10 protein-coding genes are annotated in these 18184 nt (G+C 43.1%); 2 read left to right on the top strand and 8 right to left on the bottom strand.

Annotated elements, in window-relative coordinates; all coding sequences use genetic code 11:
• Positions 1-63: 63 nt before the first annotated feature.
• The 6 genes from QWZ17_RS11140 to QWZ17_RS11115 all read right to left on the bottom strand — a co-directional run bounded on the left by QWZ17_RS11140 (position 64) and on the right by QWZ17_RS11115 (position 13871).
• Positions 64-2571, bottom strand: a complete 2508-nt coding sequence (locus tag QWZ17_RS11140; protein ID WP_290305280.1) for a glycosyl hydrolase — start codon at positions 2569-2571, stop codon at positions 64-66.
• A gap of 127 nt (positions 2572-2698) precedes the next feature.
• A complete protein-coding gene (locus tag QWZ17_RS11135; protein WP_290305279.1) occupies positions 2699-4168 on the bottom strand; it encodes a RagB/SusD family nutrient uptake outer membrane protein in 1470 nt (489 codons plus the stop codon).
• A 19-nt stretch (positions 4169-4187) separates the two neighbouring features.
• Positions 4188-7310 (bottom strand): SusC/RagA family TonB-linked outer membrane protein, encoded by a 3123-nt coding sequence (locus QWZ17_RS11130; RefSeq protein WP_290305278.1) that lies wholly within the window; start codon positions 7308-7310, stop codon positions 4188-4190.
• A 469-nt stretch (positions 7311-7779) separates the two neighbouring features.
• Positions 7780-9210 carry an arabinose isomerase gene (locus QWZ17_RS11125; protein ID WP_290305277.1) on the bottom strand — a complete coding sequence of 477 codons (1431 nt, stop codon included), beginning with the start codon at positions 9208-9210 and terminating at the stop codon, positions 7780-7782.
• 36 nt (positions 9211-9246) lie between these two features.
• Positions 9247-12501 carry a family 78 glycoside hydrolase catalytic domain gene (locus tag QWZ17_RS11120; protein WP_290305276.1) on the bottom strand — a complete coding sequence of 1085 codons (3255 nt, stop codon included), beginning with the start codon at positions 12499-12501 and terminating at the stop codon, positions 9247-9249.
• A gap of 479 nt (positions 12502-12980) precedes the next feature.
• Positions 12981-13871: a helix-turn-helix transcriptional regulator gene (locus QWZ17_RS11115; RefSeq protein ID WP_290305275.1), complete on the bottom strand. Its 891-nt coding sequence runs from the start codon at positions 13869-13871 to the stop codon at positions 12981-12983.
• Between the two features lie 167 nt (positions 13872-14038).
• Between QWZ17_RS11115 and QWZ17_RS11110 the strand changes: the two genes are divergently transcribed.
• Both QWZ17_RS11110 and QWZ17_RS11105 read left to right on the top strand, forming a co-directional pair.
• Positions 14039-14227 carry a hypothetical protein gene (locus QWZ17_RS11110; protein WP_290305274.1) on the top strand — a complete coding sequence of 63 codons (189 nt, stop codon included), beginning with the start codon at positions 14039-14041 and terminating at the stop codon, positions 14225-14227.
• A 354-nt stretch (positions 14228-14581) separates the two neighbouring features.
• Positions 14582-14932 carry a DUF4996 domain-containing protein gene (locus QWZ17_RS11105; protein WP_290305273.1) on the top strand — a complete coding sequence of 117 codons (351 nt, stop codon included), beginning with the start codon at positions 14582-14584 and terminating at the stop codon, positions 14930-14932.
• An 8-nt stretch (positions 14933-14940) separates the two neighbouring features.
• Here QWZ17_RS11105 and QWZ17_RS11100 read toward each other — a convergent pair whose 3' ends face one another.
• Both QWZ17_RS11100 and QWZ17_RS11095 read right to left on the bottom strand, forming a co-directional pair.
• Complete coding sequence (locus tag QWZ17_RS11100) at positions 14941-16569, bottom strand: alpha-L-fucosidase (RefSeq protein ID WP_290305272.1); 1629 nt, start codon at positions 16567-16569, stop codon at positions 14941-14943.
• Positions 16570-16649: 80 nt separating this feature from the next.
• Complete coding sequence (locus QWZ17_RS11095) at positions 16650-18182, bottom strand: SusD/RagB family nutrient-binding outer membrane lipoprotein (RefSeq protein WP_290305271.1); 1533 nt, start codon at positions 18180-18182, stop codon at positions 16650-16652.
• Between the last annotated feature and the right edge of the window lie 2 nt (positions 18183-18184).

Raw genomic sequence — 18184 nt, 5'->3', positions numbered from 1 at the left:
AGTAAACAAAGGATCAGGGGTTTATTTAATATTTTACACATCATTAATAGGATAATTTATAGTTTATTGCTGCGTGATTCTTACCGGGCCCATTAAGCCGGAGGGCAGCAAAGGGGAGTTTTTATCGAAATAATTCCAGGTGGTAAAACAAAACCTTCCTTTGGATGGCCTTGGCGTATTGTTAAGGAACCAATCCGGAAACTCTTTCAGGAAACGCCCTTCTCTATGGCCCGGAAGCCACTCACAATCCGCGGGTTCCTGTTCGTCGCCAATTAAGCGGTTTGCCCAAACGTTAGTTACTTCAATAACCAACTGATTAGCCTTGTTTTTGAGCAGCCCTGCAGGGATTTTTACCCGCCATGGTGCCGTCCATGCGACGCCGAGATCGGTATTATTTATAAATACACGCGCGATGTTTTTCACTTTACCTAAATCGAGGTAAGTATCTGCAGCTACCAAATCAGAACCGGCGGGGAGATCAAAGCTATTTTTATAGACGGCGGTTCCGCTAAAATATTTGATGCCGGGGTCCTGCTGCAATGTCCAATCCTGTAGTGTGCTAAAGGTTACGGGGGGGGCTGGTCCGCCCCATTTTTCGTCAAATTTCACCTGCCAGTTGCCGCCAATTACCAAAGCCTCTTTTTGATCGGGAAAATTAATTGCATTAGCAGCCCCGGCTTCTGCGATCTTTTTACGGAACACGATAAAGAAACTTTGCGCCTTATCAAAATTAAGCGCGATGCTGGTGTTAACACCCTCCGTCTTAAACTGCGGCAAATCACGCATAGTGCCGGTTACCGGGTCCCATATTTCCGGCTGCATATCTGTTACATTAAAACTACATAGGGCGCTGCCCGCGTTACGTGAGGTATTAGCAACAAAGTAAACATGCGTATTAAGCCTGTTGCGGTGTATATGTTTAACCGTTATGTTGCCCGTAATATCTTTAGCTATAAAATCATTGGCCGATGAATGTGCTATCCCTCCCCATTGTAGCAAAGCCTGGCAACGGGTCCAATACTGAACCATTGCTTTACCTGGCTCCCACCAGGTTTGCGTACGGTCGAAATGAGTCCCCCACTCGCCCATGGTTAACCCCGGTTTATATTTATCATCCCAGGGTTGTTGTACAAAGCGGTGTATTACCATGCGGTTTACACCATCGCAAAAAGCGGCATCACCAATGGGTTTTAACCATTCGGGGGTTTCATCCCATTTGGCATCCCGCGGGTCGCCGGTAAAAGCCTCTGCCTCTATAATATTCTGTCCCGATTGTCTTAGCGCTGCAACAGTAGGCTCAAGTTCATAAGGCGAATAGTTACCGCCAACGGTCCAAAATTCAGTCATTACCGTACCTACGTAAGGCATAACTTCGTCCTGGCGCCAGGGGCCTCCATAGGGTTCGCACAAAAAGGTCAAATTTGCTTCGCGCAATTTTTTAGCTATTGTGGCAAAATATACATCGCGGTATAAATCTTTTATAGTTACATCAAAATCTTTTCTAAATAAAAGAGAATCAAGCCTATCCGACCCTATAACCCTGCCGGCAAAGGTTGGTAAATATGGTATAATATCATATCCTCTCCTGGCGGCAAACTCCTCTTTCATTCTGGGTGTCCAGGTGGCGCCTCCGGCCTCAAAGCTATCAAAATGAACACTGCTAAACCCTGTGCCTATCAAATCGCCAAGATGTTTTTGAATTTCACCGATTACGTGGTCCAGGTGAAAACTAACGGCCTCCCTACTCATTTTATCACATTCCAAACCGGTGGCTTTCCACTGTGCCGGCTGAATCAGCGTACCGGTTGTGGTATGCCCAAAACGGTAAATAATCCATTTACCGGGTGGCACATCCCAGTTTACCTGCCCATTAGGTTGCATTTTGTTGGTGAGGTTTATTACTTTATTTAATGGCACTATACCCTGGGCCGGTATAGCCAGTACAGCAATATCTTTATAATAAGTTTGCCGGGCGGCAATTTCCGGAATTTCTACCAACCCCGTGTTGGGATTATAAACCGGGTAAGGTGTATGGCCGCGCGGACTTACTTTGGGCTGATTTAAAATTAAATCTACATGTTTATCACCGTTCAGGGTATCAGTAGACCAGCAGATCTCCTGCATCGACATTTCCGGAGATATCCATGGGCCACCACTTGATTCATAACCAGATCCGTTAAACATGCCAAAATCCATCCCAAGCCTCTTTGATTCTTCGGCCGCGTGGCGTACCATTTTCCACCAGGGTTCTGTCCAGGAAATAAGCTCTGGTGTAGGGCTTTTATTGATATCCCCGGCCCATGGTGTGGTAACATCTGCAAGGCTGAACATGGTTGTACTGGTAAAACCTTCCTTTTTAAGTGCCTCCAAATCTCTGGTGATACCTTTTTTACTAAGGTTTGATCCCATCCACATCCACAACACGCCCGGGCTGGCACCTTGAGGTGGATGATTAAATACCTCGGCCGGATCTGATGGCACCGAAGCCGTTGGTTTAGCCGACAACTGTTGAGCCTGCACGCCCACGCGGAAAAAATTAATGAGCAAGAGGGATAGGATAATTTTACGCATAACCGTTTTGGTGTTTGGTTGAAAATGGTTTCATGTATGATTATTGGGTATTTTGAAAAATTTGTAAGTTTTAATTTAAAAAAGAGCGTGACCCGAAGGCCACACTCTATCCATTTTTAACCCAATTTTAGTAACCAGGATTTTGAGTAAGTTTAGAATTGATATCAATTTCCGACTGTGGAATGGGGAAAATGAGCCTGTTTTGCGTAATATTTAAATACGCGCTTGACGGCAAATAGGGCTGGGCTTGCTTAATTTTTACGCCAAAGGCCGTCATGGTATTGATAGCTTGCCCGGTACGTACCAGGTCAAGCCAGCGGTGGTTTTCAAAAGCCAGTTCAACCCTGCGTTCTTTTGCTATAGCGGCGCGCAAACCTACCTGGCTTGCAGCGGTTGTTACCGCCAGCCCGGCGCGCACCCTCACCTGGTTAAGATAAGGAATTGCCTGCGCTGATTTACCTTCTTCATTTAAACATTCAGCCAGCAGCAACAAAACGTCGGCATAGCGGTAAACTATCCAGTCATCGCCGGTATTATTAAATGTGGCATATGGCCCATGCGTATATTTTTTGCAATACGTATCATTTACCGTGTTACCATCACCATCTACATAGCTAAACGCAATAGAGGCGTTTTTACGGGTATCACCAGCCTCATAGGCAGCAATTAAATCCGGGGTTGGCTTGTTCCAGCCGCCGGTTGTTTTGTTATCTCCTGAAACCCCCAAAATATTTTTGACATTTGAAATATTGGGCGCAAACTGGAACGCGAAATTGCTTTGCTGGCCTTGCGGCCCTTCTAAATATTGTACCTCAAATATAGATTCGGCTGTATTACGGCTGGCAAATACGCTGGCATAATCGGGCAAAAGACTATAGCCTAAGCTGGTAACATCTGTCAAAGAAGTTTCGGCGGCAGGGTATTGTTTCAAGGTCATATAAACATAGCCAAGCAAGGTTTTAGCCGAGCCTTTTGTCACCATACCCACGGTGGTTTGTTTTGCAGGTAGTAAACCCGCGGCACTGGTAGCATCGGCAATAATTTGCTTATACACATCATTTACAGACGAACGCGGTAAAGAGGCCTCTGCTACCGAGGTAACTTCTTTTAAATGCAACGGCACACCCCCAAAATACTGTACCAGCTCAAAATAATAAAAAGACCTTAAAAACTGCGCCTGCCCTTTCAAATTTGCTTTTACAGCAGCATCAATAGTTGAGTTATCAATACGGTCTAATATGGCATTGGTGCGGGCTATGCCAACGTAGCAGCTGGCATATTTATTCATGCCGTTCATGTTGATCGTGATATCCAAAAAGCCAGAAATATTCCACTTATCGCTAAACTGCCCTCCCTGCAAGCCAGGACTGGCAAAATAAGTAGCGTTATCTGACCGCATTTCGCCCATAACATAAGCATCGCTGTAAATGCTCCGCAAAGGTACGTATGCACCTACAACTGCCTGGGTATAGTCATCGGCGGTTTTAAAGTAAGTAGCCTCGGTTACGGCTGTTTTAGGTGCTAATTCGATGAAGCTTTTTTTGCAGGCAGATAAGCTCAGTGCCAATACTGCCGCTAATAATATTCTGATTCTCATAATTATATGATTATATCTTTTATTTTAAATTAACGTTTACACCAAAACTGAAAGTGCGGGGCACCGGGTACGAAGTATTATCAATACCAATATTTAACCCGCTGCTGCCTTCATTTCCGCTAACTTCGGGGTTAGCACCTTTGTATTTTGTAAACACAAACAATTGCTGGGCACTGGTATAAACCCTTACACTTTTAATGTAATTATTGTCCTTATCAATCGGAATAGTATAACCGAACGTTACGTTTTTAACCGTAAGGTAACTGGCATCACTCACCCACCTGGAGTTGGTATACCTTGCAAGCGCGGTTCCCACAACAATTCTTGGATGGACCCCGGCACCAGGATCGGTTGGCGATTTCCAACGGTTGGCAACGTCTTTGGTTACATTAAACACACCATCCAGGTTCTGGGTGTACTCTAAAGTGCGGTTTTGCAAGTCACCACCATAAGACCCTGACATGCTGATACCTAAATCAAATTTTTTGTAATACAGGTTGTTGGTTAAACCGTAAGTAAAATCCGGGTTAGGGTTTCCAATAAAAGTCTGGTCTTTCAGGTTGATTACACCATCGCCGTTAATATCGGCATACTTAACCGTTCCTACCTGTGATGGCGAATCGCTGCCCGTATATTTTGCCGAATTATCAAAATCCTGCTGGTTTTTGTAAACGCCTATAAATTTATAGCCATAAAAAGCCCCAAGTGGATGCCCTATCATCTCGATATTAGGGTCATTTGTATTTCTTGGTAAATAGCTGCCGTAAGGACCCAAATTGAGTATTTTGCTGCGCACAAAACTGATATTGAAATTGGTTGTCCATTTTAAGCTACCGTTAACGATATTCTGGCTGGTGACAGAAAACTCGTGACCATAAAACTGTACCTTGGCAACGTTATCGGCAATGCTGGAAAAACCCGACTCGCGCGGCACGCCAACCTGAAATAATAGCGAAGAGGTAATTTTGTGGAAATAATCATAACTCACATTGATGCGTCCCTTAAGCAAACTAAAATCAGCACCAATATCTAACTGCCTTGATTTTTCCCAGCTTAAGTTGTTGTTACCGATGTTAGCAATGGAAGTGCCGGGCGTTAAAACTCCGTTAAATGTGTAATTGGTTGTCTGCGTATTGGGTATGAACCCATAATTCGCGATATTAAAATTACCATTAACACCGTAACCAGCTCTCAATTTTAGATCTGATATTACCGGAACCTTCTGCATAAAAGGCTCTTCAGAAACGTTCCAGCCAACAGACACTGCCGGGAAATTCCCGTATTTAGTATTCGGTGCAAAGCGGGATGAACCGTCGCGCCTGAAAGACGCAGAAACGAGGTACTTATTTTTATAACTGTAATTTAAACGCGAAACGAAAGACGCGAGCGACCATTCCTCAATATCTGTTTGGGGGGTACCAAACAAAGTAGCGGCAGCCAATGAGGATACATTATCATTAGGGAAACCATAACCAAACTGGTAATTATCATCCTGATGATATTTTTGGGCGGTATAACCTGCCAGTACATCAAAATGATGCTCTCCGAAGGAATGCTTATAAGTTAACGTATTTTCCGCAAGCCATGAATAATAGATATTGCTTGTCGACGTTGCATAAGCTGTATTGGGAGGAGGCGCAAATAATCCACCCGAGGTAGAAGGGCTCCAGGTTTGATTTTGCTGGTTTACATAATCTATGTTTAAGGATGTTTTAAAATTCAGATCCTTTATAATCTCCACATTAGCGTAAGCGTTGGATAGCAAACGCCCTTTTTGTGTATTATTTTTGTTTTGTGTAGCCACGAGATACCAGTTGGGGTTACCAAAAAGCCCTGGTGACTGCGAGGTTAAAGGCAGCGAACCGTCTGGATTTTTATAAGGTGATATAGGAGAGCTGGTTATCGCATTCTGAATAATCCCCCCGCCAAAAATATTTCCGTCGGTATTGCCGTTAGCCTGTTTTTCATAAGTAGGCGCTACGTTTAAACCTACGGTAAGTTTACGGTTAAACTTATATTCGGAATTAACACGTAAGGAATATCGTTTATAGTTTGAAGCGATAAGCACGCCATCCTGATTCAGAAAACCCAGAGTGGCCGTAGTGGTCGATTTTTCGGTACCGCTGTTTAAAGCGACATTGTAGTTTTGAATAGGCGCGTTACGTAATAAAACATTATACCAATCGGTACCTTTACCTGCATATTGCGAGGGGTTTTGATATTCAACAGGTATACTCGAAGCCTGCCCGAGGCGAATTTTTTCTGTAAATACATCCTGTTCGTATTGCGCGAATTCCTGCGCGTTCATCACATCCGGCCGCCCTTTTTGCGGAACGCTTTGTACACCGTAAAAAGCATCAAAAGTTAAGGAGTTTTGACCCGGCTTCGCGTGTTTGGTTGTTATAATAACTACACCGTTGGCTGCGCGTGAACCATACAGCGCAGTTGATGATGCATCCTTCAATATGGTAAAGCTTTCTATTTCTTCAGGATTAAGGTTGTTAATATCGCTTACTAACGGCACCCCATCTACCACATACAGTGGCTGCGCGTTAGAGCCGAAAGATGCCGCGCCGCGAATACGAATAGAAATGCCCTGCCCCGGTATACCTGTTGTTTGATTTACCTGCACGCCCGGAGTTTTTCCCTGTATACTTTGTGTAAACTGGGTTACCGGCTGATCCTTTACATCAGAGGCCTTTATAGACGTTACCGATCCGGTGATATCGCCTTTTCTTTGCGACCCATAGGCCAGCACCACTACTTCGTTTAAGGTTTTGGAGTCATTAGAAAGTTGTATTTTTAAGGTACTGTTGTTATTGACAGATACCTCTCTGGTCTGGTAACCAATATACCGAACTATTAAAACGGCGTTTCCATTACTTACATTCATTTTAAATTTACCATTTACATCTGTCGCGACGCCATTGTTGGTCCCTTTTTCGGTTATACTAACGCCGACCAATGTTTCGCCACTTTCGGAAACAACCTGCCCGGATATACTAAAAAGAGGTATATTGTTGCCCTCTTTAGCCATTGATGTGCTGTTGATGCAACATATTAAAATGAGTACCGCCAGTACAGTATGGGCAATACGAAATACCGTCCCCTGAGATGCGGGGAGTTTTGTAAAAATTTTCATAATTTTGAATTAGGTTAATTGATTAATTGACTAAATGATTGCATTATCTATTCGACCAGGCAATTACAATCATTGGAATAAGCAGATGTCGGCTGACCTCTGCTTATTTTTTATATTTTTTCCTTCCCCATATAATTTAATTAAGCGAAATACATTATGACGCAGACTTGAATTGGAATGCCGGCGATAATGATAAAAGTTAAAATAATTGGTTTACAACGGAGCCGAAATTTGGACATCCCGAACCTTTGTTTTATCAAATTTAGATGAGAATCCAAACAAAAGATTATCTAAAATGATATTTCGATTGTATAAAATGATATAACGATCAGCTGTTATTGTTAATATTAAACAAACCCACCATGCAGCAAAAGCCTGATTTACAAGCTTTCAACATTGGCAAAATAATTACTAAAAAGTAAAGCGGGAGCCGGCACAGCTATCAGTTTGAACAACGATAACCGATGTGCTAACAAACCTGCACCACAGTCAGACCCAATAGTTTTCCAAGCTTATGGAGCTTACTACCTATATGCCCAACCCCCACTGCGCAGTGATGAGCGGGGCCATGACTATTCCAGTCATTTACAAACTTGCGGGCGCCGGGCGGGAATTTATACCGGCTGTTTGTGTTTCCAATTTCAAGGATAGGTCCCGCAACCGATTCACCTTCAGCTACAAGCAACATGAGTGTGCCCCCTGCCTGTTCCACTACAGACAGCAACGTAACCGGTCCGTTCTTTACAGACATTTCTACAGAAAGACCATTACCCACTTTGCCATGATATACCTGCAGCGGTTTAACTTTTGTTTTTCCTTCGGCAATTGCGATATGGCCCGGACCATCGTGCCCCATCAAAACTATATCCGCGTCAAAATCCATAGCATAATATTCTGTGAAAGATCCACCTGCACCAAAACCATCCATAATTTTCATTGCCTGGGCGTTCTTTATTTCATACTCACCGGCGACAGGTATTCCCCTGGCGGTAAGCAGCGAATTACCCAATATGATAGAACTGATGGTGTCTTCATTATCTAAATTGCCGGTTCCTTTATAATAGTAAGCCAATGATCCCAGCTGATGAATTTGGACCAATTGATCGAGCGCCACCGACGTACGGGCCGCGCGTTGCAGTTCCTCTTCGGTACAACCTTCGGTTATCTCAAATTCTTCTTTAAATAGCAGCACTCTTTGGTTTATGGCGTCTGTAGATACGTTCTTTCGCAACACGGCCAATTCATCTACTTCAAGCATTTCTATATGTCCCCCAAAAGCAGCATACTGTTGTGTAAGATCTGTGTAGATATCCAGCATACCGCTGTAATAATGCCCCATACAGCCCATGCGATTAAACGCCATGATATTTGCAACCTTAGCTGCCTCTATCCATTCTGCTATCTCATTCCAGCACTCGGTGTCGTGATGCAGGGTGCCGGTAACCTGGTGAAACTTAACGCCCGTTCGTAAAAAAACATTTGCTATTTCGGGTACCGGGCAAGCCGAACAGTAAGCCAGCCACTCGCCTGTCATGGCGGTACGGTCTGTCATCCCGTTAAACATCTTATAATCAATTGCACCCTGAGGCGAAAGATTCAAAATAATCACCGGTACTTTGGCACGTTGCACCACAGGCAGTACCGTTGAGGAGAGCGCATAGGTTGTAACATATAAAAAGATGATATCCACATCTTCTGCTCTGAAAGCACGACCAGCGGCAAACGCTTTTTCTGGCGTATCTACCAATCCCAGGTTTACTATTGCGGGATTTAGGGCAGCTATTTTAGTTTCAACAATGGCCAGGTAACTTTCTAATCGTGCTTTTAATCCTTCAAACTGTTCCCAGTAAGCATCCAGTCCAATACCAAACAGGCCTATTTTTAATGTGCTGTGTTGCATGTAATCAATGTAAATTTTGTGTTGATCGATTTTATTTTAATTCTGATTATTAAGGCATGTAAAATGATAGTTTCCTGATTTTACCTGGTATACCATTCGTGCGTTTTCGCCTTTAATAAATTTTACCGGGCCGGTATCCGAAAGCGGTTGATTTCCCTCCATAACACTTCCCCGTTTATTTGCCGGCAAATAAACGGTAGCCACAGTATTGGGCGGCACGGAGATATCGAGCATTATTTTACCGCCGGATTTTTCCCATTTACATTGTATTTCCCCGCTTATTGATGAGTATGAACCTTTTACCCAGGTTAAATCTTTCAATATGGTGGGTTTAATGGTAAACGCTTTAAAACCAGGCCCACCGGCATCCGGGCTGATCCCGACAAGATCGGTAAAAAACCATTCGTTGATTTGGCCCGACATGAAATGATTTTGTGAACCGAAATTACCAACGCCCGCATCCCATTTTTCGGTTAAACTGGTGGCCCCCATTTTAAGCTGGTAACCATATCCCGGCCGTTCTGACTGGTTGTTCATGTCATAAACAACATCCGACCGACCGCCATCGGCCAAAGCGCGCAGTAAAAAGCGGTAACCTACCTCACCTGTAGTGAAACTATTTTGATTTTTGCGGATATCATCAACAAGGGCTGTTAACAGCTGATCACGACTCCCGGCTTCGGCCAGATCAAAAAACAATGGCATTGCGCTACTGGTTTGAGATCCCGTTGCGTAGATACCTTTGTCTTTATTATAAAAAGTTTTATTAAAGGCTTCCTTTATTTGTCCGAATGCCTGCTTAAAGCGGATGGCATCCTGCTGTTTACCCAGCGTTAAAGCAATGTTATACATGATCCAATTATCGTAGTAATAAATGGCCGTACCGGTAAATGACACCGGCGTTAACTGCGATCCCCATGGTTCTTTAGGCCCGATGTCATACCAATCGCCCAAACCTGTATGGATAATATTGTCCTTTGCTTCGCCTGCTAAAAATGCCACGTAACTTTTCATGCGGCTGTAGTAACGCCCTAAAAGGGAAATATCGCCCGAAAAAAGGTATTGCTGCCACGGCACAATAATAAATGAGCTGCCCCATTCGGGCGAGTTGCGGAAACCGTTTGTTAAATCGGGAGATCCCGCTATAAAATACTCGGGGGCGATATTAGGGATAAGCCCATTACTAAGCTGAGCATCAGCCATGTCATTCATGGTTTTCCTGAAAAGCAAGGCCATATCAAAATTATATCTTAATGCCGGGCCGTTCAGGTGATTTTCTTCCAGCCAGCCCATTTTTTCACGCTGCGGGCAATCGGTCATTAAACTCATCATATTGCTGCGCTGTGCCCAACGTACCAAGCCGTAAATTTGATTAAAGAGCTGGTTTGAACACGCAAAACTCCCCACAGGCTTTGATGTGGAATGAACAATCACATCTGCCAACTGCTTTATTTGAGGCAACTCCCCAGCTGGCGATGGATACAATTCAACCTGCAGGTATCTTGCTCCCTGGTAAAAGAATTTAGGGAACCATTTTTCCTCTCCAATGCCCGATAATGTATACTGCCACCAGGCCGGCCTTACACCATCCTGTGTAGCGGAACTTCTGTCAACCAGCCCATTTTTGCCCAATAACTCCGAGGGTATCATCCTTACCGATGAACCTTTGGGTCCGTTAACCTGTAACAAGGGCATCATGGAGGCATTCTGGCCAAAATCATATATCAGTACCGTTTTGCTTATGGGTATTATTTTAACTGCCTGCATGGTATCTATAGCGGCAACCGGTGGGGCAGCACATGACAGGCCTTTTAGCCCACCGCCCGGGCCTTGTGTTTCTAATGCCGCATGCCATAAGCTGTTCACTTTAAAGCCGGGTTTATTCCAACCCGCAGGTTCAAGATTGGCGTTATAATCTTCGCCACCATAAAGGTTGGAATAAGTGACCGGTCCAGGTGCTGCCTGCCAGGTTTTATCGGTGTTAATGATTTCTACGGTTTTGTCCGCATATTCTAACCGCAATTGCGCTATAGCTTTTGCCGGGCCGAAAGTGTTTAAAAATTTCACATACCGCAGTGTATCCGGCTGAATGTTATACATCCCGTTTCCCAGCATAATACCCAAAGCATTGTCGCCCACCTTTAATTGGCCGGTAATGTCATAGGTATCGTACAATACCGTTTTTTTATAATCAGTCCACCCCGGGCTAAACAGGTAGTTTCCAACCTTTTTACCGTTAACAGTAACCTCATAGGCCGAAAGGCCGCTGAGAAATATAACAGCCCTTACCAGGCCTGTTTTTACCTTGAGGGTTTTCCTGAATAAAACTGAGGCGTAGTCAGGAAAAGTTTTATAATTCTGTACCCTATCTGTAAGGTTGTTTTTTGCGAACCCGTTATTTTGATCACTATCCATCGCTTCAACAGGCCTGCCGGCAGCAATATTTTTCCCGGATGTGATGACCTCTATTTGCCTTAACGCGAAAGCATAGCCCGAACCTGTATTGGCAAGCTTGGTTACTGCAATCCTGATATATCGCGCGGAGGTTTCCCCTTTGTAAACATGTGCCGGGGCGTAACGATCTGCTTTAAAATCTGCGGCTGTATAATCGGCAATTGTTGTTGAATTATTAAATAAGGGGTCATTTGAAACCTGTACCTGAAACCTGCGGGGAAATGCGTAGCCACCCCTATCCGCATAAAACAAAGGATATAGCAAAACCTCCGAAAAAGATTGGGGTTTTCCAAGATCAACTTGTACCCATTTAGCTATATTTTCATTTGCCGAGTTGGCAGACTTATATCCAACCGGACTTAAGGCATATTTTTCGGCTCCTTCAAAACTTATCCATTTCGCTTTCCAATCGGTAGTCTTGAGCAAACCCATGGTCCAGGATGCAGTGTTGCTCCAGGGCGATATTTTACCGTTTTGATCCCAAACCCTAACTTTCCAAAAATACTGCCTGCCGGAAATCAACGGCTTGCCACCGTAACTTATGTAAGCCATCCGGTTGCTTCTAATCTGGCGGGAATCCCAGAGATAAGTCCCCTCTTTAAAATCAGCGGTCGCCGAAACCACTATCTGGTAAGCAGATTGTGCAATGCCACGTTCGGCGGTCCCGGTAGTACGAAGCCTGTAGCTAAAACCGGGATGAGATACATCTATGCCTAAAGGGTTTTTACGCAACTCACATGCCAGGTTAACCGGCACGATGGCTGCTTTTCCCGTTACACAGTATAAAGATATGATTGCAAAAAGCAATAAGCTTATTTTGGAAGGTATTAAATACATTATCCCGGATACAAAATGAAATTTTAAATAACTTTAAATCAAAACAGATAATGATGCCGGCGTACCTTTCACTTTCCGTCATTTCCGACGTACCATAAACCAGTCGCCCTGATAACACAATTCAAGAATAGGCTAAAACAATTCTTTGGACTTTTGATCATAAAATATTGTTTAAGCATTTCAATGGTTAACGACAATGGTACAAGTTAAATGGCATTTCAGTAATATCCATTTTAAAAGATCATCGCCTTTCATCAAGACTTTCAATTTTAAGTAAACAGGATATAGGTAGCTGCTTTGGTTTATAAGCTACTAAATTACCCTAATAGCATCCCTTACATAAGTCTATTTTGATAAAAAGCTTATACAAAATGATAAATTTTAGCCCTTATTTATATGACCAGAAATCATTGTCCCGCTTACATCAGCGTGGACAATGAACACATCAATTAATTTAGTTACGCAGGAATTGCTAAATTTCAGTCAAATTTCTTCAGCCCAATATTTCGATAATGAACCGGGGTTACACCCGTTTTCATTTTAAATAATTTTGAAAAATAGGTTACCGACTCAAAATTCAAACGGTAGGCTACGTTTTTAATGGAATTTTCGGGTATCAATAAAAGTTCTTTTGACTGTTGGATTTTTAGTTGGATCAGGTACTGGTTTGGCGCCATGCCGGTATATTGCTTAAATGTTTTTCTGAACCAGGAATACCCTACCTTCAGTTCATCAGCAATTTCCTCAGGAGTAATGTGCTGATTCATATGATCCCGCATTAAAAAACGCGCCTTATCTATAATGACATGAATATTACTCTCGCCATGCAAGGAGGCTTTCTTCTGCTCGGCATGGATAATGCCCAGCAAATGAATAGATGCACCGGATATTAGAGGCTGGTATCCGGGTTTTTCACTTTGAGTGGCATCGATTATTTCTGTAAACAAATTATAAAGGGCGTCCTTCAAACCGACGTTCAATACCGGTTTTTCAATACTGAAAAACTTATTTCGTATAAAATTTTCCATAATATTGCCTTTTATGCCTATCCAGTATTCATGCCAGCCGGTATTTGAATGAGGTTTATACTTATGCCGCTCATTGGGAAACAGGAGGATAATAGTACCCTCCTCAATCCGGGTTAATTTGCAATGTTCAGATTCAAAGGTGCCGCCACCCTGGGTGATATAAATAATCTGGTACTCATGTAACACCCGGCCGTTTTTCCAGGTAAAATAATAATCTGACGGATGCCCTTTACTTGGATATACCGTTGATTTGGGAATATGCGTAAATCCCGTGTTAAGTACCGTCAAGCCCCATGCTTCGTCATCCTGGTTAACCGGCAAATATTTGTAATAACTGGTCATAACATCATTGGTTAGCGGAAAGAAAAACTACGTGTAGGTTACGGCCGTACCCGGCGGTTAATCAGCTAAAATAATGCTTTGAAATCGATTTCCAAATGTAAATCCATATTTCCTTCAATCCAGGATAAAAAGATGAAATTTGACAATTCTGTACGGTTAAAAACGTTTTGGAAACGAGGGATACGTTGTTAAATCATTTTAAATACAATCATAAATCGGGTGCTATAAAAGCAACTTATGACAATAACGGTTTTACCATAGAAACTTCAGCTACCCAATCATTTTCGATATTAATATCACCGGATATGGTGGATATTAATAAGCCTGTCTCTATCATTGTAAACGGGAAATTATAAAGTAAGCAAAACACAAAATACGATAGCAATTTTATGATTGAAAACTTTGAGCATATGCTCGACCGGAAAGCTGTATGGATAAACGATATTGATGTGAATCTGGAGTAGTGCATTGAATGTTTACAAGGAATAGCCTAACTTAATTTGTCCCAGAGTGGGCATAATTCGAACCAATTATTGGAGCAATTGAAGCTATTGCTACTGCCAAAGGCAAAGTTTTGGTAAACCTGGATAAAAAGCTTTCCCTGTTATGAAGAAGCTGACCAGATCTGTAAAAAGACAAACACCTTAAACCAAGCCCTTTCCAAAGCCGAAGCTGCTTATCCTGAAGTAAGGAACCGTTACCCATAACTATTGGACAGCCTTACGTTTATGCCGGTTGTTAGCCTGGACAAGCCAGAAGCCGAACAAGTGATTGATGAATACCAAAAGCAAATTAAGCCTGTAGCGTTTGAACTTATTTTTAAAAGTAATACCCCGCCTGTATTGGTTAAAAACAGTTTTATACAGGCGCATGGTTCCAAAATATGGATCAATTCGTTGTCGGCAAGCCTTTATGGTGGCCATGAGGATGATATGGCTGTTGAAGATGGCAATACCACAGATAGCTGGGATTGGATTATCAACCACGGTGCCCGCATCATGCAAACCGACCGGACTAAAGAACTTTTAGCTTATCTGCGTAAAAGGAAACTGCATAATTAAGGTAAACTCTATTGCTTCAATAATTTATTTTCGCCCTCTATCTCCACGTTGGTTTGCATAACTACAGCCTTGTATTCATAGCTACCTTTTAAAGGAATAGTTAACTCAAAGCTGCCGTCGGGTTTTATATTTATCCATTGGGTAGCTGTCCATTTGCCGGCGTAAAGGGTTTCAACCTGGCCCTGGTATGTGCGGTAGTCAAAACGTGCTTTGTTAACGCTAAGGTTTTTGTAGTTAACAATCCTTCCTTTTAACGTTACACCACTTTTACCCGGAGAAGTGTCGCCGGTTTCAACCAAAACAGCTTCTTTAAAAACAGGGTCAACGTTATCCAATTTAATTACTACCGGGTTAGGCCAGCGGTGATCATCATAAATACGCTGGGCCTTTACAACAGAAACTTCCAGGCCCTTATCAGTTTGTTTGTATCTACAGCTAACGTCGTCATTCTTATATTCAATTACCTCGCTATTTTGACCCAAAACACTTATTTGCGTTTTAGCAGTGCTTATTGCCGACCGGATAACGAAGGTTTTCCGGGTACCCTCTTTCCAATCTTTAGCCTCGGTAACAATAGCGTACAGCGTATGCCCTCCTTTTTGTGTAAACCAGGTATCCCCTTCTTTACTCACTACCCAGCTACGCACATCATCAATACACTCCCGGTTAATAAAATACCATGCCGACATTTCGCGAAGCCGCTCTTCCTGCTCGATGGGTAATTCGCCATTAGGTTTAGGGCCAACGTTAAGCAGCAACGACCCACCCTTTGCCCTGGCTTCTATCAATAAACCAATCAATTGGTTGCCGGTTTTATAACGTTCATTAGTTGGCTGATATCCCCAGGCCGTGCCCATGGTGATGCAAGATAGCCATGGTTCATTAATCATAGCGCCGGGCATAATTTGCTCGGGGGTTTTTATGGCTCCGCGGGTAATCAGCAAATCGGGTTGTAGTTTCCAGCAGATTTGCTTTACAATTTCTTTGGGATCGCCATCTATAAAAAGCACACCTATTTTACCATAATTAGTCATCAACTCTTCGCACTGCTGCCGGGTATAATTGTCATATTCCTTACGGGTATCAGCATCCATCTTAACATCAGTGCGGCTGATCGGAATATGGTGATCACGCAGAAAATTAAAATCCTCGGGTGAAAAATAAAAACCCACCTGCAAGCCTACTTCACGGGTGGCATCTACAAATTCTTTTAACAAATCTTTTTTATAAGGCGTGTGGGTAATACTGAAGTCGGTAGTTTTGGTATCCCACATACAAAAGCCTGAATGGTGTTTGGTAGTAAATACAATATACTTCATACCCGCCAGCTTGGCCAAAACTGCTATCTGGTGCGGATCGAATTTAGAGGGATCAAAAGTTTTAGGCAGGTCATTAAAATACCGGTTCACATAATCATCGCTGGCACCAACCAACGAATGGCTGATCACTACGCCTAACTGCCCATCCATACTGAAATGAATAAACAAACCTAAGCCGGTGTTTTTAAGCCACAGCTCCCGTTCGGGTTTATTGAGGTTATAATTGCTCGCGTTATCATCTTTAACCAAATCGTTTTGTGCCGATGCTTTAATAGCGGTTACAAACAGCAAAAGCACCCAAAAGTATTTTTTGTACATATTATAAAAGTCATCAAAAAAAATCAGGAGAGGAATACCCCCTCCTGAAAACTAATTTATATTTAATCAAACACAGCTGTTTATTGTTTATCCCACCACATGCGGGTAAGAAAATCGTCGGCACCCTGGCGTGCTATAGCCGCGGCATAAGCTGCGGCGTTTAAATTCTGTTCGCTTATTGGGTAAAGCATCCTTCTGAATATTTTACCGCCGGTAGCGTTACCTACATAATTATTAGGTACCAATGCCGGGTAACCGGTACGGCGATAAGTAGCGAAAACCTCTTGCGCATCAGGAAATATGCCTACCCAAAACTGGGTATAAATAAGTGCCATTTTTTGATCGAGCGTACCAGCCGAGTTATATGGATGATTGTTGATGTAAGTGTTGATCTGATCTGCAGAAATGATGCCTGCGCTGCCGCCTATTACAGCCCACTGACGCATTGATGCTGATATACCGTTTTGATACAATGCAGCGTCCGTAGCGCCGTTATACCACCCCCTTGCCGCAGCTTCGGCTAACAGGAAGTAGCTTTCGGCAGCTGTAAATACCAAACGGGGCGAATTTAATAACAATATGGTTTTAGGATTAGGTTCAGACAGTGATCCAAAATTGACAGGTTTAGCGTTTAATGACGATGACATACCCTTTTGTATGGCAGCGGTAGTATCGGCCACGCCCCCATTGTACACAATGGATACCACACCCAAACGCGGATCTTTGTTGGTTTTAAGGTAATCAATAAATACATCCTGGTATTTACCGCCTTCCGTGTTAGTAGTACCATTTTGTGCTATATAATCGTTGTTCCATAAGTCATTAGCCAAAGGATTTTTGTTGATATCCTGGCCCGAGCCTACATAAGGTACTTTAGCTATATCGGCATCGTTTAAAATAACGCCACCGGCAATGGCTTTTGTAGCCCAGCTTTGTGCCGATGCCGCATCAACCTTGGTCATGCGCATAGCACATCTTAACATCAGCGAATAGGCAAACTTTTTCCATTTATCGGTATTACCGCTATAGATTAAATCGGCAACGCCATAAGTAGCTTTGGATGCATCAAGGCTGGTAGCTGCCTGGTCAAGCTCCTTTAACATATCGGCATAAATATCCTTCTGGGCATCGTAAGCAGGTTTATATACCGCACTATTATATCCCTGCGCAGCCTGAAAATAAGGGACATCGCCATACAAGTCGGTAAGTCTGCTAAAGCAGTATACTTTCCAAATACGGGCTTCGGCAACCAGGTTAACCTGCGATGCACCGGTACCGGCGGCTTTAATTACCTCCACCAATTCATTAATCTCGTTTGGATAAGCATTAGTGAAGGCTGCTGCCGATTGCTGGCTTTGGCTTAAAACGTATTTGCTGCCAAAACCGGCAACATCATTAAAACTGGTGGTGTATTGCATGGTGCCCACCAGCAAATCAAGCATGCGGGTGGTACCATCATACTCGGCCTTGGTGAAAATGTATTGCGGTACCGCTTTTGACGACGCGTTGGGGTTTACATTTAGCGTATCAAAATTTTTGGTACATGATTGCGTTGTGATAATGCCGAGCATTACCAGCAAACAATAGGTATATTTAGTTATGTGTCTTTTCATCG

Origin of the sequence: Mucilaginibacter flavus (assembly GCF_030409315.1) — a bacterium.
GTDB classification, from domain to species: domain Bacteria; phylum Bacteroidota; class Bacteroidia; order Sphingobacteriales; family Sphingobacteriaceae; genus Mucilaginibacter; species Mucilaginibacter flavus.
This window is presented reverse-complemented; position numbering and strand designations above follow the sequence as displayed.